Origin of the sequence: Mucilaginibacter conchicola, from assembly GCF_003432115.1 — a bacterium.
GTDB classification, from domain to species: domain Bacteria; phylum Bacteroidota; class Bacteroidia; order Sphingobacteriales; family Sphingobacteriaceae; genus Mucilaginibacter; species Mucilaginibacter conchicola.
The window spans coordinates 85,852-107,846 of record NZ_QWDC01000002.1 but is presented as its reverse complement, the minus strand read 5'-3'; the positions used below and the strand labels follow the sequence as shown (position 1 = coordinate 107,846).

The window sequence follows — 21,995 nt, the reverse complement described above, 5'->3', positions numbered from 1 at the left end:
AAGCCTGCTCTTTTTGTTTTCTAAAATATATTTATCGCCAACCTAAGCCTGGCGCAACGTGCTCTAAAATTGATGAGAGTACGTGTGCGTTATAGTCGGTCCCCAGCGTGTTGGGGATGGTTAACAATATGGTATCTGCTTCCTGTATAGCCTCGTCTTTTGATAGCTCTTCAATCAGCTTATCCGGTTCTGCAGCATAGCTGCGACCAAAGATAGCACGCATATCTTTTTCAATATAGCCCCGCTTATCGGTGCGGCTGTTCTCATGGCCAAAGTAATACCTGTCCTGTTCGTTCACCAAAGCAAATATCGACCGGCTTACCGATACTCTTGGCTCACGCTGATGACCGGCTTTTTTCCAGGCCTCTTTGTACAGCCTTATTTGCTCGGCTTGTTGTACGTGAAAAGGCTTGCCGCTCTCGTCCATTTTAAGGGTTGAGCTTTGCAGGTGCATGCCATTCTCTGCCGCCCATACCGCTGTTGCATTTGAAGCTGCGCCCCACCAGATCCGTTCGCGCAGGCCTTCGGCATGTGGCTCGAGGCGTAACAAGCCCGGTGGGTTAGGGAACATGGGGTTAGGGTTTGGCGAGGCAAAGCCCTTGCCATCTAATTTGTTCAAAAACTGTAATGCTTTATCGCGGCCCATGTCGGCGTCGGTTTGGCCCTCGGCAGGCTCGTAGCCAAAATAACGCCAGCCATCTATCACCTGTTCCGGCGAACCGCGGCTAATGCCTAATTGTAATCGCCCGCCTGATATGAGGTCGGCAGCGCCGGCATCCTCAACCATGTAAAGCGGGTTCTCGTAACGCATATCAATAACGCCGGTACCTATCTCTATTTTAGATGTCTTGGCGCCAATGGCTGATAGCAGCGGGAATGGCGACGCCAGTTGTGCTGCAAAATGATGCACACGGAAATATGCGCCATCAATCCCTATCTCTTCGGCTGCAACAGCCAGATCGATAGATTGCAGCAACGTATCGCTTGCGGTACGGGTTTGGTACGCAGGATGATCGGCCCAGTGGCCAAATGACAAAAATCCTATCTTTTTCATTTAAAATTCTCCCTCGGTTAAATAACCTTTATGTAAAGATAAGCATCAATTATCTAAAATAAATGTTTAAACATCTTTTTTAGATTGAATATGGCTTCACGGAGACAATCGACGCATCGGCTTGCATCATTGCTCCCTTTTACTATCCTCTATCAGTTTCAATACCACCTCGTAAGCGGTTTTTTTACCGCCCCGGGCCATTAGCCAGGCAATAAAACTAAGTGTGAAAATATCGTTGTTCTCTCCCGCGCCCAATAAACCAGAAACATTGGTCTTAAAAGTGCTGTCGAAAGCCATATCTGGTTTTATGAGGTGTTTTTCAACCAAACCCAGAAACGATAGAACGCGATCTTCCGAAGTTTTTTGCAGGTATTTCTTATATCGACGCCTAAAGCTGCTTAATCGCGACATGGCCAGCTCTATGTTTGAGAACTGCGCCTGTACCAGTATCTCCATCAGGTTTTTACGGATGGTCCATAACATGCCCATTTTTTTTTCGTACCAGGCATCGGTGCGGGTGAGCTGCATGAGTTGTTTCAAACTTCCGCGATCGTTACAAAGAGCTAAGAACATAGCAAGGCATATTCTCAGGTCTTCAATATCTTCAGGTTTTGACGTTTGCTTTGCGCCGGTAAGTGCTTTTTGTACTATCTGGATAGCTTGCTCTGCAAAGCCTGTGAAAAATAAGTTAAGCCCAGAGAGTAGCTGGTGGCGCAGATAGAATAAACTGTAGTAACGACTATCGGTAACCATCAGATCCATCATTTCCTTTAGGTACGACGTGCTTTTCGCGAAGTCTTTTTGCCGCAAGTGGAAATTGGCGAGGTAATAAAGGATAGATATATGGTAAAAAAGGTACGACTGCTGCTTGTACGTTTGCCCTTGTATAAATTTATTGGTCCGGTTAATATAGCGCTCTATTAAACTATAATTACGCTGTATAGCCGCGTACTCATTGGCAATAAAAAGGATCTGGTAAATGGATTTATAGGTCATCAGATCCTGTGCGGAGATCTTGTATTTCCTGATGGTTTTTATCATCAGGTTGGTAAGGTTAACTATCTTACCTTTCAGATGTATTTCCTGCAGTTCCTTTCTCAAAAAAGCATAGGCTATGTTTAATCTGGCTTCGCGCTGCATGTTGGTTTGGTTTTGCGTAAAGCGTTCAGTAAGCGGTTCCAAATCCTCTGCGCCGGGCAGGTGGGCATATTGTAGCTTCAGCAGCAAAAGCTCATTCAGTAAATTAAATTGTTCCAGGTTTCCGGCTAAGCGTTCGGCTTTATCCAAACATTTAAAGGCTGTTTTAATAACGTTGTTCTCTAATAAAAAACGACCAACTACCACCAGGCGCAGCGCATCATAGGTGTCTGAGTGGCTGCTTTCAAAAGTTTTCTGCGACAGAAATAGCAGCAGGTTATCCTGCAATCTTTTACGCAAAGCATGGTAAGCATCATTGTTTTTTTCAGAATCGTATAGCTTATTTATGCTGCCTATATCGTCAGTTTCTATCAAATCCAGTAACTGCAGGTTTTTAACGTCGTTACGTTTGTTTTTTCGCTGTAAAAACTGCCTGAAAAGCTTTTTATCTGTAATGCTAAGCAAGTTTGTAAGCTCCTGAATTGCGTCCATGTAGATGTGTTTTTATAGGTAAATTTATAAAATATATCGTCAGTATTTTATCTATTATGACTTTATAGGGTGTGTTATATACCCCACATTTGCTTCCATATTAACAACTAAAACAAAACATTATGGAACCGCTACAAAACAGAACAGAAGAAAAATCATCCTTGTTAAAGTATGATAACAACGGCCGCAGTCCGTTTAAACCTACCGGTGCATTTATAGGCGCCTCATGGTTTGCCCTGCTGGTAGGGGTGGTTGGCTATTGTATAGGTTTATGGAATGCCACCATGGAACTGAACGAGAAAGGCTATTATTTTACCATCCTGCTATTTGGTTTGTTTGCCGTTATCTCGGTACAAAAAACTGTAAGAGACAGGGCCGAAGGATTGGCCGTTACTGATCTTTACTACGGCCTTAGCTGGTTTGCCGCTATTGCCGCAATGGTGCTGTTAACTATAGGCCTGTGGAACGCCGACCTTGCCCGCAGCGAGAAGGGTTTTTATGCCATGGCATTCTGCTTAAGCATGTTCTCATCCATAGCCGTACAAAAGAATACCCGCGACGCAAAAATATTTGAGGATAAAGAGCAGTAACGTAGCGGTTGCCCGCCCCGCAGCGCATTGCCCACGGCAGGCCTGCGGGGTTTATTTACCGCAATAAATGATTTTCACTAACCTAAATCTTGTACAAACACGTAGCCCTGCCGGAGAGATCTGCAGGGCTTTTTTGATATTAATAAAATAAAAAATCGGAATTTAATTTTGTTTTTTAGTGTTTTTGTGAAATTATTTAAATAAAATATATATTTGAAATAATAATATTTGGCAAAGCCTATCTACCACTATGAATTCAACTTCTACAATTAAAACAGGGGGCCTGGGTTTACTTTTGATATTGCTGCTTTTTAACCTCGTAAACTGCAAGCAAAATAATGCGGCGGAACATGCCGGCAAGAAAGAACGAATTTCTTTTAAACCTGTATTTGATGTTAACTATATAGAGGTAGCCCGTAGGTTAGATAACGGCTTGTCATTTAATGAAGATGGATACCAATTAGAACCCAGCTGGCAAATAAAATTTGTGTCTGATGATTCGGTATCTATCTACAGTCCTGCAAAGAAAGCGTCGATCAATTTCCCTGTAGCCCGGGGAACTGATTCCATTTTTTACGCGGCAAAGGTTTTTTTTAAGGTGAAAAAGATAACGCGTGATAGTATGCTGTTGCAGCTTATTGAGGCGAAGGAAGATTCGATAGACCTGCGGGGGGCCAGGTTATACATGACCTTTTATGCCGAGAAATTTATAAAGAATGTGATACGTAAAGATACGGCCGTATTAAAGGCCCCTACCTGGCGCGATACTGTATTTGTTAAAAAACTTATTGACGCTGCCGAGAAAGATTATAGTAAGGCTTTTTTTGCGCGCCGGCCAGCTGTAGTAAGCAGCAAGAGCAGCTCAGTTAAGGTTGAAACGCATCATGTAACAGGTAATATATTTGAAACGAAACCAACGGATAACGATTATATGTATCCCACATTTAATATTTCTATAAAGCACGCAAAAGAAGATTTTTATTATTCCTTTTCGGTAACGGTTGATAGCCAGGGCGGTCTTCACTATGAGAAATCAATGATACCCGGCAACAACACTTATTACATTTCGCACTCAAAAGCAGTATTAGATAATTACTTGAAGCGGTATTTGAATGTTAAGCCCGGCTCAACATTGGGTATGCTGCACCCCAGCACTATTTATTTCCATGTAAAAGGGGAAAAGGGCGCATGATGATGTGAAAAACAGGTTGGTGTAAACAATTGGGCAAATATTTTGTCTTTTAGTTAACCTTGGCCGCTTTCACTTTCTGTTTTATGTTATGCGGCGGGTTTATATTGTTTAATCTTATACGCTAAAACATGAACCTCAAATCACTCTTCCATAACCTTCTTGTAATTATCTGCTTCGTTTCTTTCTCTCTCAATGGCAGGGCGCAAAGCAAAGCATCCGCAAAAAATAAACAAGCCGAAGCTGTTTTTAATAAAGGGAAAGAAAATTTCAGCAAAGGTGATTTTGATGCTGCTATCGTCAATTTTAAAACAGTTATCAGCACCAATCCTTCTGATTCTGCTTACCGCGCACTGGGCTATGCTTATACTATGAAAGAGGATTACGCCAACGGCCTCGACGCATTAAATAAGTCCATCCAGCTTGATCCCAAGGCAGCGGCAACTTATGGCATCCGCGGCATGCTTTATCGCTATCAAAAGGAATTTGATCTCGCTATTGCCGATTTTAGTAAAGCTATAGAACTGGCGCCTAAACAGACTTCATATTACTTAAGTCGCGAAGAATCATACATGAATAAGGGCGAATTTCAATTGGTGGTTAACGATTGCAGCAAAGTAATTGAGCTGGATGCGGCAAATGAACGCGCATACCGCAACAGGGCTACCGCGGGTTTCTTTTTAAAAGATTTTACCAATGCTATTAAAGATGCTTCCAAGGCTGTTGAACTGGATCCGAAAGATATACAGGCCTACAGGATAAGGGCGGGCGCTTACATGAGCCAGAATACCAATTACGACCTGGCTATTAAAGATTTTGATAAACTGATAGAACTTGAACCTAAAGAACCGGAGAACTACAGCAACCGTGCAGCCATATTTGTAATGAAGAATGATTTTGCGCCAGCCATTGCCGGTTATACCAAGGCTATTGAGGTAAGTGGCGGCACCAAAGCCGAATATTACAGCGGTCGCGGAAAAGCTTACGTACTGAAAGGAGACCACGCAGCAGGCATCAAAGATCTTGACAAAGCAGTTGAGTTAGAGCCATCAAATGCCGAAAACTACTATAGTCGCGGCAGAGGCTACTCCTACGCCAAAAAGCCCGATATGGCTATAAAGGATTACACAAAGGCTATCGAACTAAACCCTAAAGATCCGCAAGCTTTTGAGCAACGCGCCAAGGCTTACCAGGAAACAGGCAAAAAGGCCCTTGCCGAAGCTGATGCAGCTAAAGCTAAGGAGATGGGGAAGTAGGGATAGTAGATTAAATAAAATAGCCTGAAAACTTTCAGGCTATTTTATTGAGAGATACTTCAAAAAGGAAGTATATATACCGCCAGTTATTCTTTTTTATATTGTACGATAGAAACATATTTGACCACCTCACCGGCATTTACTGCACCTGCTTCTGTGGTCCAGTATAATGATCCGTTATTCATCCTCATCTCTTCATTAGAAAAACCATCAGTGTGCAAAAAAATCTTCCCGTTTGACTCTATCAGCGTATAATCTATATCATGAGGAATATTGCCTTTTACTGCAGTGTAGGTTTTTTGGTCGAACCGATATTTTTGAACATCCACGTAATCGAAGGTCTCTCTTTTAACTTCCTTGTCTGATGCATCCAGCGAGATCCTTGTGACTGACTTGGTTGCCCATGTACCAATGATCTTGGTTTTAAAAGAAGCAAGCGATTCATCGCCAATAGACTGAGAATCTTTTTTACAACTTACAATCAATACACCCCAGCATAATAATAAAAGTAAAGTAGCTTTTTTCATAGTTTTTATAGTTGGTATTTTAGATACCGTTGAATAAAATATTTCTTTAAGGTTAACCCGGTAGATTGAAATAATGTTTTGAAAACGGGTATTTTACCTTAAAGCGCATTTACGGATGGGAATCGACAGCGGTAAAATCAAAACCCCTTTAAAAAATAGTTTTAAAGGGGTTTTAGGCATAATGATTAATAAGTTGCGGAGAGGGAGGGATTCGAACCCTCGATACACTTTTGGCGTATACACACTTTCCAGGCGTGCTCTTTCGACCACTCAGACACCTCTCCGTTTTTTAAAGGGATTGCAAAGGTAAAATATTAAACCAAAAAAGCGGAACCTTTTACAGGCCCCGCTTCTTAACGAAAACTTTAACTCACAAAAACTAAACTTATATGCTGTTATTACTAACTATAGTATAGAGTGTGTATAAGTACAATGGTTTAACGCCACGGTAAAAAAATCTGATGTTTGTACATATATATCTTATAAACCTTATGTTTGCCTGCTGAATACAAGGCACCACCTGTTTGCATGCTGAATATCAACGAAATTAAAAGACCTATTGCTGCAGAAATTGATGTTTTTGAGGAGAAATTCAAAGCCTCGATGCAAAGCTCTGTGCCCCTGCTTGATCGTATTACGCATTACATTGTAAAGCGTAAGGGGAAGCAAATAAGGCCGATGTTCGTATTCTTTTCGGCCAGTATATGTGGTGGAATTAACGAATCGACCCACCGCGGGGCGGCTTTGGTTGAGCTGCTGCATACCGCTACCCTGGTGCATGATGATGTGGTAGATAACTCTTACCAGCGCCGTGGTTTCTTCTCTATTAATGCCCTCTGGAAAAACAAGATAGCCGTTTTGGTTGGCGATTACCTGCTAAGCAAAGGCTTGTTGCTTTCTGTAGATAACGGCGACTTCGGCTTGCTGAAGATCGTGTCTGAAGCCGTAAAGCAAATGAGCGAGGGCGAGTTGTTGCAGGTTGAAAAAGTGCGCCGACTGGATGTGAGCGAAGAGGTTTACTATGAAGTGATCCGCCAGAAAACAGCATCATTGATAGCTTCTTGTTGTGCCTGTGGTGCGGCCTCTGCCGGTGCCGATGCGGAGACGGTAGAGAAAATGCGTTTGTTTGGCGAGAAGATAGGCATCGCCTTCCAGATAAAAGATGATATGTTTGATTTTGGTACCGATGATGTGGGCAAACCGCTGGGCATCGATATCAAAGAAAAGAAGGTTACCCTGCCGCTTATCTACGTGCTCAATAACACTGATGGCGCGGAGAAGAAACGCATGATAGCCCTCGTGAAAAACCATAACGACGACCCCAAAAAGATAGCCGAGATCATCAGCTTTGTAAAAAGCAACGGCGGCCTGCAATATGCCCAAACCCAAATGGAAAAATACCAGCAGGAAGCCTTCGATATCCTCAACACCTTCCCCGCCGGCGAAGCCCGCACAGGTTTAGAGCAACTGGTAAGGTACACCACCGAGAGGAATAAGTAGCCTTAAGTCAAAAGTCAAAAGTCAAAATTTCTTGTCTTACGTTGCGTTCCACTATGTCATTTCGAGCGAGCAGAAGGGATGTTATGTGCGCAGGAGCGACGAGAAATCTTCTGCGTTGTAAGTATCGCTTCAAGAAGATTTCTCCTCGCTGCGCTCGTTCGAAATGACATAGTTTCGAATGTTAATATCAATTAATCCTCAAACCCTTTAATCAAGGTTCAGAACACAACTACCAATCTTCCACAAAATCTGCTAACTTCGTAACATGCATTTCCCTGAGCTCAACTTTCCAAAATTTGGCATTTTTGATGTGCTGGACATATTGCTGGTAGCTTTTTTGATCTACCAGTTATATAACCTTATCAGGGGCACCATTGCTGCCAATATCTTCATCGGGTTCATCACCATTTACCTGGTTTACCGCATTGTTGATGCTTTGCACATGCAGATGCTCTCAGGCATCCTCAGCAAGTTTGCTGATGTGGGCATTATTGCCATTATTGTGGTATTTCAGCAAGAGGTGAGGCGTTTTCTGTTGTTGGTGGGCAAAAATGCATCCCTGCAGCGCAATAAGGCCTGGTGGAAGTATTTCTTCGGCAAGGCCGATGTAGAGAAGAACAACTACGCCCGCATTAAACCCATTATTGATGCCTGCAAAAGCATGAAGCAGACCCGCACAGGGGCGCTCATCGTTTTCGCTAAATATTACGACGAGCAGTTTTACCAGAACAGCTGCGAGGTATTGGATGCAAAGATCTCTAAACGTGTACTGGAAAGCATCTTTCAAAAGAACAGTCCGCTTCATGATGGTGCGGTAGTGATATCGGAGAACAAGATCAAATCGGCCAGTTGTATTTTGCCCGTTACCGAGAAATCAGACCTGCCTGCACAGTTCGGCCTGCGCCACCGCGCGGGCATAGGTGTTACCGAGGCAAACGACGCCACAGCCATCATCGTATCAGAAGAAACCGGCGAGATCTCATACGCCAAGCAAGGCCGCATTAAAATGGATGTAAGCTTTGCCGAACTGGAAAAACTGCTGAATAAAGATTTTTAAGGGATCACTACCACGCTATCTCTGTTATTAGGCTTCGGTGTTCCATATCCGGCCACCGGCATTTTAGAATAACCTTCAAGCCCCACTACGGGCATTTTAGAGTTTCCTTCTAACACCTTTACCGCAGGGTTGTAATTTATAGCTGTATTGTTTGAAAATGCTTTGTTTTTAGAAAGTTCGGCATACATATTATTGCTGTAATTAAGATTCTCCGGCTTTAAGAATTTCAAGGAGCTATCGGCCTTAAAAGGCTTTAATAGTTCGCTGTTTAGATTGTTATCAAGCGGGGCAGTCTGCGCTTTTTGCGCCATCGCCACACTCGCCGCAGAAACCGAAAGGATAAGAAATAACAGTTTTTTCATGACAGAACTTTATGGTATCACTAAATTAGTTGATTTGCTGTCATCGTGTTTAAGTATCTCTCGTTAAAATTGTTAAATCTTAAAATTTAACATTTCCATCAGGTCATAAAAAAAGCCACCCTGTTAGGGGCGGCTTTTTGAAATTATCCGATCAAATATTAATTAGCGGGAGCATTCAGCTCAGCAACTGCTTTATCAATAGCAGCGTTTGATGACGTATCGCCAGCTTTAGTACGGGTTTCTTTAATGCCTGTAAGGATAGTTGCTATCTGCGGGCCAACGCCGTATTTTTTGTATTTGTTACCAAACTCGGCAATTGAAGTAACACCTTGCTGTGCGTTAGCAGGGTTTTTCAATCTGCCTATCATGTCAGCATAGTTCCTCATCAGGTTAAACTGGGTTTGAGGCTGGCCATCTTTAAACGAGCTGTAAACAAACGGCCATTGCTCGTCGCTGCCACCTACTGCGTAGGTAGTTAACACGGCTTGTTTAAGTGCGCCATTGCTGTCTTTCTCGTAAGATTTTGCAAGGCTCATTGCTTCGGCAGGGTTTATCAGTGCCAAAGCGTTTAAAGCAGCACCCTGTACCGCGTATGATTGGCTGTTTAATGCTTGTTTAAACAAGTTGCTGTTGCCAGATGCTTTCAGTTTACCCAATGCGTTAATAGCGGCAGCTTTAACCAAATTGTTAGGGTCAAGCTGTGCTAATTTAGCAAGTATAGGCTGTGCGGCATTGCGTACATCATCATTGGTTAAATCAGCAGCTTTAATAGCATCAACCTGTAGCTCCCAGTATTTATCGTTCAGGGCAGCTATGATCACTTTGCGGGCAGCAGCCTGGCTGTTTTGTGATTTTGCAGCGGCTTTTATAGCCTCATAACGGTCTAAGTATAAAGGCGCGTTAAAGTACTGAAAAGCAAACTCGTCAAGCGATTTATTGTCAGTTTTTTTCGCTAACAGCATTTTATCGCCATCAACGTTAACCAGGCTTGGTTTAACATCAGAGTGGAATACCAGGCTATCAACCTTGTTACGCATCCAGAATTGTTTGCGCTCTTTTTTACCACCTGCGTAAACATCAATCGCCAAAGGCAAAATAAAGGCGTTGCCATCCTGGCTTTGGGTTAACACAACTGTTTGGGTTTTGGTAGCCTCGTCCCATTTGTAGGTGATACCCAAAATAGGGTGACCGGCACCAAAATACCATTGGTTAAAGAACCAGGTCAAATCGCGGCCACTGGCTTCTTCTAAAGCTAAACGTAGTTGGTGTGCTTCGCCGTTTTTAAACGCGTTTGATTTTAGGTAGATGCTTAAACCTTTGTAGAAAGCATCGTTACCTAAGTAATTACGAAGCATGTAAAGGATACTGCCACCTTTTTGGTAGGTAACGGCATCAAACATATCTTCTTTATCCTTATAGTGGAAACGTACCAGGTCATTAGTGCGCAGTTTTGGCTGGCTCAGGTAGTTCTCACGGTCGTCCTGGATATGTGCATCACCGGCATCTTTACCGTATTTGTGCTCGGCCCACAGGGTTTCGCTAAAGTCGGCAAATGATTCGTTAACAGTTAAGTTGCTCCAGCTTTCGGCAGTAACATAATCGCCAAACCACTGGTGAAAAAGCTCGTGCACGATAGTGCTGCGGCCCTGGCCAAAGTAATCATCCAACAACTCGCGTTTGGTAGCCTGTACATAATCGCCGTGCAGGGTAGCTGATGTGTTTTCCATCGCACCGCTCACGTAATCGCGAACCACAATTTGTGAGTATTTGTTCCACGGATAATCAACACCTAAGGTTTTTGAGTAAAACTCCATCACCTCTGGCGTAAAGCCGAAGATATCTCTTGCGTAAGGCGCATATTTAGGCTCAAGGTAATAGCTAACCTCTTTACCTCTCCAGGTATCTTTAGTGATCTTAAAATCACCTACAGCCATCATAAACAGGTATGGCGAGTGTGGTAACTCTTGTTTCCAAACATCGGTACGGGTACCATCACCATTAACTTTCTGAGACGCTAAACGGCCGTTAGACAAAGTAACATACTTAGCAGGCACGGTCATGCTGATCTCGTCGGTAGTTTTTTGGTTGGGTTTATCAATGGTAGGGAACCAAACAGATGAGCCTTCGGTTTCGCCTTGTGTCCAGATCTGGGTTGGCTTGTCCTTTTCGGTACCATCAGGGTTAATAAAATATAAACCTTTTGCATCGGTAATAGCCATGCTACCCTGCGCTTTAAACTCGTTTGGTTTGGCAGTGTAATCGATGTAAACGGTATAGCTCTCGTTGTTGCGGTAAGTGCGGTCTAATTTAATTTTAACCACCAGGCTATCGTACGTAAATTTCAACGGCACGTTTTTACCGTTCTTTACAATAGCGATAGTTTTAAGGTCCATACCTTTAGCATCAAGCGATAATGAATCGGTAGGGTAGAAGTGAGGTTTTAAAGTAACCCACTCTTTACCATACATGTAACGCTTTTTGTAATCGAAACGCACATCAAGCTTGGTGTGTACCAGGTCGCTGTACTTGGTTGGGGTTTCGCGGTAGATCTTCAGCGCCGGATCTTCCGGCTGAGGTGCCGCCTGCTGTGCAGACGCAGATAGCGCAACAGCGCTCATACTGCCGATAAGCGCGGCAGCGTAAAGAGTTTTCATATAGTTAACAGTTTAAATAATATGCATGCATAACAAAGCTAAGATAGATTTATTTATGCTGATTTTAAGACGTTGGTTACAGATTTATGTTACAGCAAAAAATGGCTAATTAAACTGTAAAACTGACAGTAACAAACCTGTTATAATTTAACTAAATGTTCAATTTTAAACTGTAAATGCTATTTTAGCCTTTACCAATTATTGCGCTTTTAACATTTACCAACCAATTCTCACCAACGGTTATTATGGAACGCAGAAAATTTATTCAGAACATGGCTGTCACTGGCACCACATTTTTGATGGCGCCCGGTTTGGCTAAAGCAGGTATCTACACAGGCTCGCCCGCAAAAAAAGTTGTTGTGGGGATAATGGGCGTAAACAGTCGCGGTGCATTTTTAGCATCAAAACTGGCTGCGCTTAAAGATGTAGAGATAGGCTACATCTGCGATGTAGACAGCAAAGCCATGGATAAATGCATTGCCGAAGTTGAAAAAGCGACCGGTAAAAGGCCTAAAGGTATCACCGATATCCGTCAGTTGTTAGAGAAGAAAGATTTTGATGCCCTCGTTATCGCCGCGCCCGATCACTGGCATGCTCCTGCAACCATTTTGGCATGCCAGGCGGGTAAACACGTGTACGTAGAAAAACCCTGCAGCCATAACCCACATGAGGGCGAAATGGCTATCCAAGCAGCTGAAAAATATAAACGACTGGTACAGATGGGCAGCCAGCGCCGCTCGTTCAACAACGTGCAAAAAATGGTTGAGGAGCTGCATAACGGCATCATCGGCAGGGCGTACTTTGCCCGTGGCTGGTATGTAAACAACCGCAAATCAATAGGTGTGGGTAAAGAAGTGCCCGTGCCGTCAAACTTAAATTATGACCTGTGGCAGGGATACGCGCCGCGCAGGCCTTATAAAGATAACCTCATCCATTATAACTGGCACTGGTTCTGGAACTGGGGTACCGGCGAAGCGCTGAACAATGGCACGCACGAGATAGATGTGATGCGCTGGGGTTTGGGTGCCGAATACCCTAACCGGGTAACATCGGGCGGTGGTCGTTTTGCTTTTAAGGATGATTGGGAAACGCCCGATACGCAAACTATTGTAGTAAATTTTCCTAACGAAACTTCGCTGTCATGGGAAGGGCGTAGTTGTAATCCGTTCAACTCTGAGGGTGTTGGCCGCGGTGTGGTTTTCTACGGCGACCATGGCACCATCAACTACGGCGGCGGCAACGGCTACCAGGTGTTTGATATGGATAATAAACTGGTGAAAGAAGTGAAAGACGAAACACCGGTTGATGCCTCAAACAAGGTAAGCCCTACCGAAATGCTGGATCGCATTCACCTGCAAAACTTTGTGAACGCCATCCGCGGTGATGAAAAACTGAACCAGACCATCATTAACGGGCATAAGTCGACCCTGATACCGCAACTGGGCAACATTGCCCAGCGCGTGGGCCGCGTGCTTAATCTCGATCCGCAAAATGGTCACATCCTTAATGATGCCGAAGCCACCAAACTATGGAGCCGCGAGTATCAGCCCGGCTGGAACCCTAAAGTATAACACTAAAACTACCTGCAATACATGAAAAATCTGAAAACTTATTTGCTGGCTGCTACCGTAATGGCCGGCGTGCATACTGCCAGCGCACAAAGCGGTTATACCAACCTGTTCAACGGTAAAAACCTCGACGGCTGGAAGATCCTGGCCGGCAAAGCTGAATACAAGGTGGAGAACGGCGGCATTACCGGTACGGCGGTACTCAACAGCGGGAACACCTTTCTGGTGACCGAGAAAGAGTACGGCGATTTTATCCTCGAGATAGATGTGAAGACCGAAAGCACCATCACCAACTCGGGCGTGCAGGTGCGCAGCCATTTTGACCCTGCCGGGCATGAAGGTAAGGGCAAAGTGTACGGCAAGCAATGCGAAGTAGACCCCAGCGACCGTAAATGGACCGGTGGTATCTACGATGAAGGCCGCCGCGACTGGCTGTACCCTATGGAACTAAACGCCAAAGCAAAAGATGCCTGGAAGAACGGCCAGTTTAATCACATTAAAGTGGAATGCATTGGCAACAGCATGAAAACCTGGATAAACGGTGTGGCTACGGCTTACGTGGTTGATACGCTTGATGCCCGCGGTTTCATCGGCTTGCAGGTGCACGCTATTGATAACGAGGCGCAGGCGGGTAAGAAAGTGTTCTTCAAAAATATTAAGATCAAAACCACAGGCTTAAAACCTGAGGCTTTTGCAAAAGGTACTTACGTAGTTAACCTGCAATCGAACACATTAACCCCTTATGAGCAGACTGACGGCTGGAAGTTGTTGTTTGATGGCAAAACAAACGCGGGCTGGCATAGCGCGGCTTCTTCTACTTTCCCTACCAAAGGCTGGAAAGTTGAGGATGGCAAGCTGTCAGTTATCGGCGCTAACGGCGGCGAATCTACCAACGGTGGTGATATCGTTACCGATAAAATGTATGGCGCGTTTGATCTGTCTTTCGAGTTCAGGATGAGCAAGGGGGCCAACAGCGGGGTTAAATATTTTGTAACGCTGGATGAGAAAACCAAAGGCTCGGCCATTGGCCTGGAGTACCAGGTACTGGATGATGCCGTACACCCCGATGCCAAACTGGGCCGCGATGGCGACCGTACACTGGCCTCATTGTATGACCTTATCACCGCCAAAAAGCAACCACGTTTTGTACACCCGATAGGTGCATGGAATATCGGCCGTGTGATAGTTTACCCCAACAACCATGTTGAGCATTACCTTAACGGCGTAAAAGTACTGGAATACGAACGCGGCTCAAAAGAGTTCCGCGACCTGGTAGCCATCAGCAAATATAAGATCTGGAAAGATTTCGGCGAAGCCAAAGAAGGCCACATCCTATTGCAAGACCACGGCTTTGACGTGGATTTCAGAAGTGTGAAGATCAAGGAGCTGAAGTAACAGCAATCATAAGCTGGCGCGAACTTTCAGCTCGTGCCTAAACATGATGTCAGCTTTCAGCTGACGGAAGCTGGAAGCTTCATACATGCATGTCACGAGATACGCTACACTAATCTCGCGACGGCGGAAATAAAAACAAAAAAGGGACATGGCCTAAAACCATATCCCTTTTTCTTTTATCCTGATTCCTGACTCTAAAAGTCCTGAATCTCTTAGTACCTGTAGTATTCCGGTTTAAACGGACCTTCAACAGTTACGCCGATGTACTCAGCCTGATCCTGGTCTAAAACTTCCAGTTCAACACCAATTTTGGCAAGGTGTAAACGGGCAACTTTTTCGTCAAGATGTTTTGGCAGGGTGTAAACTTTATTTTCGTAAGCGCCACCGTTTGTCCAAAGCTCTAACTGAGCAAGGGTTTGGTTGGTGAAGCTGTTACTCATCACAAAGCTTGGGTGGCCTGTAGCACAACCTAAGTTTACTAAACGGCCTTCAGCCAATACAATGATATCGCTACCGTTAATGGTGTATTTATCAACCTGTGGTTTAATTTCAACTTTGGTATCGCCGTAAGCACCGTTTAACCATGCCATGTCTATCTCGTTATCAAAGTGACCGATGTTACAAACGATAGCTTTATCTTTCAATGCGCGGAAATGCTCTTCGCGAACAATGTTTTTGTTACCTGTAGCCGTAACTACAATGTCAGCCTCAGCAATAGCAGTTGAAAGTTTTTTCACTTCAAAACCTTCCATAGCAGCTTGTAAAGCACAGATAGGATCGATCTCGGTAACAATAACGCGGACACCTGCATTACGCAATGAGTCTGCAGAACCTTTACCTACGTCGCCGTAACCACAAACCACACCAACTTTACCGGCCATCATTACGTCGGTAGCGCGGCGGATAGCGTCAACCAGCGACTCGCGGCAACCGTATTTGTTATCAAATTTTGATTTGGTAACCGAGTCGTTGATGTTGATAGCAGGCATTGGCAAAGTACCGTTTTTCATACGCTCGTATAAGCGGTGAACACCGGTAGTAGTTTCTTCAGAAAGGCCTTTAATGTTGGCAACCAGCTCAGGGTATTTATCCAATACCATGTTGGTTAAATCGCCACCATCATCCAGGATCATGTTTAGCGGCTGGCGGTCCTCGCCAAAGAATAAAGTTTGCTCAATACACCAGTCAAACTCTTCAGCATTCATGCCTTTTTTTGCATAAACTGAAGTGCCTGCAGCAGCAATAGCAGCAGCAGCATGGTCTTGTGTTGAGAATATATTACATGACGACCAGGTAACCTCTGCACCCAGCTCTATCAAAGTTTCGATCAAAACGGCAGTTTGGATGGTCATGTGCAGACAACCCGCAATACGTGCGCCTTTTAATGGTTTCGACGGGCCGTACTCGGCACGCAACGACATCAGGCCAGGCATTTCAGCTTCAGCCAATTCAATTTCTTTGCGACCCCAATCGGCCAGCTCAATATCTTTTACCCAGTACTTGGTGTAAGCGGTCTCTACTGATGACATAGTGTTTAATTTTTTGATGCAAAGGTAAGTAATTGAGGCGAAAGGCGAAAGGGCATTAGTGATTAGAGATTGGTGATCAGAGATTAGTAGAAGTGGTTGATTCGTGATTAGTTGGTCAGGGAAAGGTTTTAATAAAACTTCATCATTCCACATTCAAAATTCAGTGTTCGATATTTAAGATGGGGGCGTTCCCCGATATACATCGGGGTCGTGCTATCCGCTCATACGCCTGCCCCGAAGGGATGCCTATGGCGCAAGCCTTAGGCTCGGGGCAGGTATCCGCTGCTATCACTAACGCGAAAAAGTTGTAAGAAGAGCAAACGCGGCACGCGTGCGCCAGCAAAAGTATAAAACCACATCATTGCGAGGTACGAAGACAACCGACCGTAGGGAGCTCACTGATACCTTAGAGGAAAATTGAATACATCGATAATCTCTTTAGGATTATACACCTTGCATAAGTGACCTGCTTAAAGAGATTGCTTCGTACCTCGCAATGACGCGCGGATATTAACTACAACCCCGCCGCCACCTTAACCTTCAGCGGAAAATACCTCACCCCTAAACTACCATCCATCCCAACACCCTGCACTATCACCGTGTAATTTCCAGTCGACATTCCTGCGTGGAAACCGACGGACGCTTTTCCCTCAGTATTGGTAATTACATTGGGTTCCCAGGCAATGGTGGGGCGGTTGTCTAAAGCCGCATCGGTTTTATTGGCCGTATATTTTGGTTTGTAGAATTGCGCAGGCAGGCTAAGTGGTAATGGTTTGTAAAGGTAAATGCCTCGGGCATCAGCCATGTGAGGGCCACTGCCGCTACGGGTGGTTATTTCTATAAAAGCATAATCTAACATGATGATGTCGCACCCAGGGCAGTATTTGGCCAGGTAAACGTTATTGTATTTTGCTGAATAGTTCAATTCTATCCCTTTTATCGATTCGGCGGTATAGCTGGCGAGATAATCGCGTTCGTCTATATAAGATCTGGGTGGCACAATGTCAAAAAGATTTACCCCATCGATAATAAAAAATGCAAATTTTGATTTTACATAGTACCAGGCAACAGGGGAACCTTTAGGATATTTTGGGAAAAAGCCTGGTATTTTTTCTTCTATCAGTTTAAGCAGCGTTTTCTTACCGGCAGCTTCCATATCCTTTTCGTCAAGCACAATGTCGGCGTTGCCGGCACCGTTTAAGTTGCGCGAATCTTTAACCATTTTTTTTGCCGATATCGTTACGCCCTGCAACAAACGGGTGCCTTCGGGCATTTTTTCGGTTTGCCTGCGTTTGCTGATGGCGGCATTTATATCACGTATCACGGTATCGCCGGTGTTTACGTTCCAGGGCAGGTCGGCAGGGATATTAGTAGGCACAAAGTGCGGCATCTGAAACTCATTCACGGTTATAGGTATGCCCGATGGTTTGCCGTTCTTTTTTACTGCTTTCAGGATAAACGCCGGCGTATCAACGAGTGGCAATGGCATTTTAAACCGGCCGTCTTTGCCCGTTATAGTATCCCGGCTTAAAAACGGCCTTATCGAAAACATATTTACGCCCAGCCCCGCCGCCGGTTTGCCAAACAGGTTAGTGAGCCGCCCGTTTACGCTGTAATCTTCTTCAACAGGAAATAATGCACCTTTAGCAGGCGCATCATAGCTTACCCATCCCTGTGTAAGCAGCAGATCATCCAGTGCCTGCCAGGCATTAGCATCTTTACTGAAATAATATCCCGGCGCTTCTACATAACCCCGCAGCTCTGATGTGAGCAGCATTGAGGTGATGATATTGGCATCGTTAAGGGTATCCGTTTTTACGCGGGCATCATCTGTTACCGCGAGCGAGAAGGTGCCCTGCACGGGTTTACCGTTGCTATCGGTAATTAATAAATTGAGGTCAACACTGTCTTTGGCTGCTATTTGCGGCGGGGCGGTAACCTGTATCTTTAATGCATCATGATGATCAATAAAAACCAGTCGCTCGTTAAGTGTGCGGCCCTTATCGTCGGTGATCAGAAGATGTGTAATACCGGTAGGGAACAGATTTTTATTGAGATACGAGGTAAGCGCGCTTTTGTTATCAAAATTCATGATAGCCGCGTAATGTATAACACCCCGCGATTTGGCGATAAAAAAATACGGACTACCCTGTTTCAGCACATCGGCACTTGCGCTAACGGTTATCCTCAACGAATCTGAATTGATGTGATTCAACACAAACAACCCCAAACCCGAGGCCTGTACCTTTGGCAAAGCAAATGTTTTGCTACCGCTGCCTGTTGTTATTGTGGCCGTATACCGTTCGCCTGCAAGAGGCGTAAGCATAAAATTTCCCATCCCGCAGTTTCCCGATCTAAATGTGGTTACCTTATTGCCCCTGCTGTCGGTTATGGTTCCTGATACGTTGATGCCGCGGCCGTTAGTACCTATTGCTTTAAAACCTACGTGGGTTTGAATGCCGGCCACCAGATCGCCACCCTCGGGCATAAACTGCAGATCGGTGTCATCAGCTTTATTTAATCTTAGCGGGATGTTTACGGCGTTGCCCTTGTTATCTACGCGGGCTTTTATATACAGGTCTTTGCCCGATTGCGGCGGTTTAAAACTGATATCTACGGTGCCGGTCAACTCCGTATCCAGCGTGTATTTGGTGATGGTTTTGCGGCCGTTCATCACCTGCATGGTAACTGGTTTGCCCACTACCGGCAATTTATCTGCATAACTAAACTGAAGTATGGCTTTAACGTTAGGCTGCCCGTTAACGCGTGTGGTATCGGTACGTACTTTTACTGTCCAGTTATCCTCGTAGCCGCCGGTAATGTTAATGCGCTTGTAGAAAAAGGTTTGCGCGCCAAAGTTGCGCATCCAATTGGTATAGGCACGGATGATATAGCTGCCCGGTTTAAAATCCTTTTCGTTAAGGGTGATGTTGCCCCAGGTGATACCATTTTCAACAGGCAGCAGAAATTTTTGTACCACCACGTTGCTATCGGTGGCTATCTCTACATGCAGCAATCCGCTTTTGGTGGATAGCAGGGTGGAAGGAGCATCTATAACCCAGCCCCGGTACCAGATAGTATCACCAACCGAATAATACGGGCGGTCTGTTTGCAGATAAACTTTTTCAGGCGGGAAGTTTTTGATGGATGTATCAGCCCTGGCTTTAATGTTGAGCAAAGCCTGCCGCGCATTTACCTGCGCCTGCGTTTGTGTACAGCAAAGCAACACAAGAACGCAAACCGCAAAGCGGATAATGATGAAAGGTTTATTAAGGCCCATTGGTAAGGCTGGCTGATGTTGGTGAAAGATAGTGATAATCAGCCAATAAAAAGGCGATGATCAAATCATCGCCTTTAAAAAATATGTCATTTCGAACGAGGAGAAATCTTGTTATTTCTGAAAGGCTGAAACGCATGTAGTATCAGGATTTCTCCTCGCTGTCGCTCGTTCGAAATGACATAGAGGGTAAAACCCTACAAATTCAAACTCAAATATTGCTTAGGATTAACCGGCTGGCCGTTCTTGCGGATCTCGTAGTGCAGGTGCGGGCCCGTTGAGCGGCCGGTTGAACCTACTTTGCCTATCAGTTGACCAACATCAACTTTCTGGCCTTCTTTAACATTGATCTTTGACAGGTGGCCATACCAGGTCTCTATATTGTTGTTATGGCGGATCTTTACGCAATTGCCATAGCCACCTGCACGGCCTGCAAATACTACACGGCCACTGGCGGTACATTTTACAGGATCGCCTTTGTGGCCGGCAAAATCAATACCGGGGTGAAACTCGCTGCCACCGAAGTTGAACGGGTTACCGCGCGAGCCAAAGAACGAGGTGAATGAACTTAGTCTTGGATAGCCCATAGGGGTGTAGGCAATGGTGTTTACCAGCCTGTCCAGGTAGTTATTGAAATCAGCATACAGCTTGGTTTCGCTTTTTGGTTTCTCATCAACGTTCAGTTTACGGAACGAGATGTTACGCAAACCACGTTTGCTCATGTATTCGTTAATACGTTTTAGTTTGGTTTGTATATCGGCCAGGTATGATACCGCTTTGCTGCGCTGGCCTTCTTTTTCTGCTGATTGTAGCAGGGCGTCTTCTTCTGTCTTGTCAATTTGCCCTTGTAGTGCGGCTACCTGTGATTGCAGCCTGTTGTTTTCGTGGCGTTGCTGTTCTGCCTGTGTACTTAAACGCATTACCGCTGTCATGAGTACCATTACCACAATAAGTACAGCTGCCACGGTAAATTTAAGCGAATTTACATGCTTTGCCTTAACCTGTACAATACGTGGCTGAGCCTCATTTTTTTTAAAAATAATTCCCATACCTAAATGTCAAATTTTAAGTTCATTCAATAGTTTTATTAGGGTTAAAAACTACGGATTGCAATATAATCATATCGGCTTATAATTCCACCACGCTTCACCCAGCACCTATGTTTTATAATTATAACCGAAACGTCAATTATTACGGATTATTCTGATTGCAGGTTGTTTTTATTTTGATTTTGGTACTTTTGCACTGAATATAAGCGAAGTAAAAATTATGATGTACCCTGAATATTTAGTAGCCCCAATGCGTGAGGAATTAACCCGCGTAGGCTTTGAAGAATTGAAAGACGCAGAGCAGGTTAATGCTGCTATAAAAACTGAAGGTACCACTTTTGTGATGGTTAACTCGGTTTGTGGTTGTGCTGCTGCTAACGCACGCCCTGCTGCACGCATGGCTGCTGCCAATGCAAAACACCCTGACCGCCTGGTTACAGTATTTGCCGGTATGGAGCGCGAAGCAGTTGATGCTGCCCGTAACCTGATGTTGCCTTACCCGCCATCGTCACCATCAATGGCTTTGTTTAAAGATGGTAAACTGGTTCACATCATTGAGCGCCATCAGATAGAAGGCCGCCCTGCACAAATGATCGCTGATAACCTTATCGACGCGTTTGAGCAATACTGCTGATTTTTAGAATCAAGAGTCAAGATACAAGAATCAAGACCCTTTGAAATATAAAAGCCCGGTGCTGTGCATCGGGCTTTTTTTGTTGGGGTTATTTCTTGTCGGTTATTTTGAGGTTCTTCCAGTCGCCGGGCGAGCCGTTGCCCACCCAGTAGGCAATTTTAGTTCCGCGGGTATGGGTTAGGGGAGCAACTACCAGGGCCGGTGTTTTGGCATTGTTCACATAAACGCTGATCTTGTCTTTTGTTACCTCAATTTTGGCATGGAACCAGTCGTTGGGATCAGGTGCGGGGGTAACGGCCAGCTCGTATTTGTTGGGATATTTCTCACGCAGCACAGGCCAGTCATACTGCGGCGGGGCTATGTATTGCACGCTATGGCTGCGCCTTACAGCATCATCAGCTTTAAAGTTAAACGGGCGGAAATAAATAGATTCATAAGTACTGTCATTTAAACCATGGAAGGCCACGCCCACAAAACTACCTTGCAGTTTATCGTTACCTTTTACATCAAACTCAATAGTGCCGTAGGTAAACTGGCGGTTGTTTAGCCATACAAAACCGGCATTATCTACACCGTTCACCTGTACGGTGCCATCATCCGTGATAGTCAACTGGCGGTTAACTACTGTAAAATCTGCTGCCTTGGGTTTTGCCTGGCCAAAGCTGTTGCCTGCATAAAGGCAAGCCATCAGGATCAGAGCTTTATAGGTTTTCATAATGTGATGT

At 44.7% G+C, this 21,995-nt stretch carries 17 protein-coding genes and 1 tRNA gene; 8 read left to right on the top strand and 10 right to left on the bottom strand.

Going from position 1 to position 21,995, the window contains the following annotated elements; genetic code table 11:
• Window positions 1-31: 31 nt before the first annotated feature.
• Window positions 32-1,054 (bottom strand): LLM class flavin-dependent oxidoreductase, encoded by a 1,023-nt coding sequence (locus D0C36_RS10080; RefSeq protein WP_117391505.1) that lies wholly within the window; start codon window positions 1,052-1,054, stop codon window positions 32-34.
• A 126-nt stretch (window positions 1,055-1,180) separates the two neighbouring features.
• On the bottom strand, window positions 1,181-2,683 hold the full coding sequence (locus D0C36_RS10075) for a hypothetical protein (RefSeq protein ID WP_117391504.1): 1,503 nt from the start codon (window positions 2,681-2,683) through the stop codon (window positions 1,181-1,183).
• Window positions 2,684-2,805: 122 nt separating this feature from the next.
• Between D0C36_RS10075 and yiaA the strand changes: the two genes are divergently transcribed.
• From yiaA to D0C36_RS10060, 3 genes are all read left to right on the top strand, one after another.
• Window positions 2,806-3,273, top strand: coding sequence for an inner membrane protein YiaA (yiaA, locus tag D0C36_RS10070; RefSeq protein ID WP_117391503.1), 468 nt, complete (start codon window positions 2,806-2,808; stop codon window positions 3,271-3,273).
• A 250-nt stretch (window positions 3,274-3,523) separates the two neighbouring features.
• Window positions 3,524-4,465 carry a hypothetical protein gene (locus D0C36_RS10065; protein ID WP_117391502.1) on the top strand — a complete coding sequence of 314 codons (942 nt, stop codon included), beginning with the start codon at window positions 3,524-3,526 and terminating at the stop codon, window positions 4,463-4,465.
• A gap of 128 nt (window positions 4,466-4,593) precedes the next feature.
• Window positions 4,594-5,718 carry a tetratricopeptide repeat protein gene (locus D0C36_RS10060; RefSeq protein ID WP_117391501.1) on the top strand — a complete coding sequence of 375 codons (1,125 nt, stop codon included), beginning with the start codon at window positions 4,594-4,596 and terminating at the stop codon, window positions 5,716-5,718.
• 86 nt (window positions 5,719-5,804) lie between these two features.
• On the opposite strand, the gene D0C36_RS10055 is transcribed toward D0C36_RS10060, so the two are convergent.
• Together D0C36_RS10055 and D0C36_RS10050 are read right to left on the bottom strand one after the other, a co-directional pair.
• Entirely contained in the window at window positions 5,805-6,245 is a 441-nt protein-coding gene (locus D0C36_RS10055) for a hypothetical protein (protein WP_117391500.1), read from the bottom strand.
• Window positions 6,246-6,441: 196 nt separating this feature from the next.
• Window positions 6,442-6,529 (bottom strand) — tRNA-Ser (locus D0C36_RS10050).
• 244 nt (window positions 6,530-6,773) lie between these two features.
• Between D0C36_RS10050 and D0C36_RS10045 the strand changes: the two genes are divergently transcribed.
• Window positions 6,774-7,745 (top strand): polyprenyl synthetase family protein, encoded by a 972-nt coding sequence (locus D0C36_RS10045; protein ID WP_117391499.1) that lies wholly within the window; start codon window positions 6,774-6,776, stop codon window positions 7,743-7,745.
• A gap of 265 nt (window positions 7,746-8,010) precedes the next feature.
• A complete protein-coding gene (gene cdaA / locus D0C36_RS10040; RefSeq protein WP_117391498.1) occupies window positions 8,011-8,802 on the top strand; it encodes a diadenylate cyclase CdaA in 792 nt (263 codons plus the stop codon).
• Here cdaA and D0C36_RS10035 read toward each other — a convergent pair.
• A complete protein-coding gene (locus D0C36_RS10035; protein ID WP_117391497.1) occupies window positions 8,799-9,164 on the bottom strand; it encodes a hypothetical protein in 366 nt (121 codons plus the stop codon). The two genes, cdaA and D0C36_RS10035, sit on opposite strands and share 4 nt — an antisense overlap.
• A gap of 158 nt (window positions 9,165-9,322) precedes the next feature.
• Window positions 9,323-11,818: a M1 family metallopeptidase gene (locus D0C36_RS10030; RefSeq protein ID WP_199502002.1), complete on the bottom strand. Its 2,496-nt coding sequence runs from the start codon at window positions 11,816-11,818 to the stop codon at window positions 9,323-9,325.
• A gap of 245 nt (window positions 11,819-12,063) precedes the next feature.
• Here D0C36_RS10030 and D0C36_RS10025 point away from each other — a divergent pair, with 245 nt between their 5' ends.
• A complete protein-coding gene (locus D0C36_RS10025) occupies window positions 12,064-13,389 on the top strand; it encodes a Gfo/Idh/MocA family protein (RefSeq protein ID WP_117391496.1) in 1,326 nt (441 codons plus the stop codon).
• Between the two features lie 21 nt (window positions 13,390-13,410).
• Window positions 13,411-14,781: a 3-keto-disaccharide hydrolase gene (locus tag D0C36_RS10020; protein ID WP_117391495.1), complete on the top strand. Its 1,371-nt coding sequence runs from the start codon at window positions 13,411-13,413 to the stop codon at window positions 14,779-14,781.
• Between the two features lie 212 nt (window positions 14,782-14,993).
• Here D0C36_RS10020 and ahcY read toward each other — a convergent pair whose 3' ends face one another.
• The 3 genes from ahcY to D0C36_RS24910 form a co-directional block, all read right to left on the bottom strand.
• The gene (gene ahcY, locus D0C36_RS10015) at window positions 14,994-16,310 is read right to left on the bottom strand and encodes an adenosylhomocysteinase (RefSeq protein WP_117391494.1); all 1,317 of its coding nucleotides are present in this window, start codon (window positions 16,308-16,310) and stop codon (window positions 14,994-14,996) included.
• A 514-nt stretch (window positions 16,311-16,824) separates the two neighbouring features.
• Complete coding sequence (locus D0C36_RS10010) at window positions 16,825-19,590, bottom strand: hypothetical protein (RefSeq protein ID WP_117391493.1); 2,766 nt, start codon at window positions 19,588-19,590, stop codon at window positions 16,825-16,827.
• A 194-nt stretch (window positions 19,591-19,784) separates the two neighbouring features.
• Entirely contained in the window at window positions 19,785-20,636 is an 852-nt protein-coding gene (locus tag D0C36_RS24910; protein WP_199502001.1) for a M23 family metallopeptidase, read from the bottom strand.
• Window positions 20,637-20,859: 223 nt separating this feature from the next.
• Between D0C36_RS24910 and D0C36_RS10000 the strand changes: the two genes are divergently transcribed.
• A complete protein-coding gene (locus tag D0C36_RS10000; protein WP_117391492.1) occupies window positions 20,860-21,270 on the top strand; it encodes a BrxA/BrxB family bacilliredoxin in 411 nt (136 codons plus the stop codon).
• Between the two features lie 88 nt (window positions 21,271-21,358).
• Here the strand turns inward: D0C36_RS10000 and D0C36_RS09995 are convergent, their stop codons facing one another.
• Window positions 21,359-21,985 (bottom strand): family 16 glycoside hydrolase, encoded by a 627-nt coding sequence (locus tag D0C36_RS09995; RefSeq protein ID WP_117391491.1) that lies wholly within the window; start codon window positions 21,983-21,985, stop codon window positions 21,359-21,361.
• Window positions 21,986-21,995: the final 10 nt, after the last annotated feature.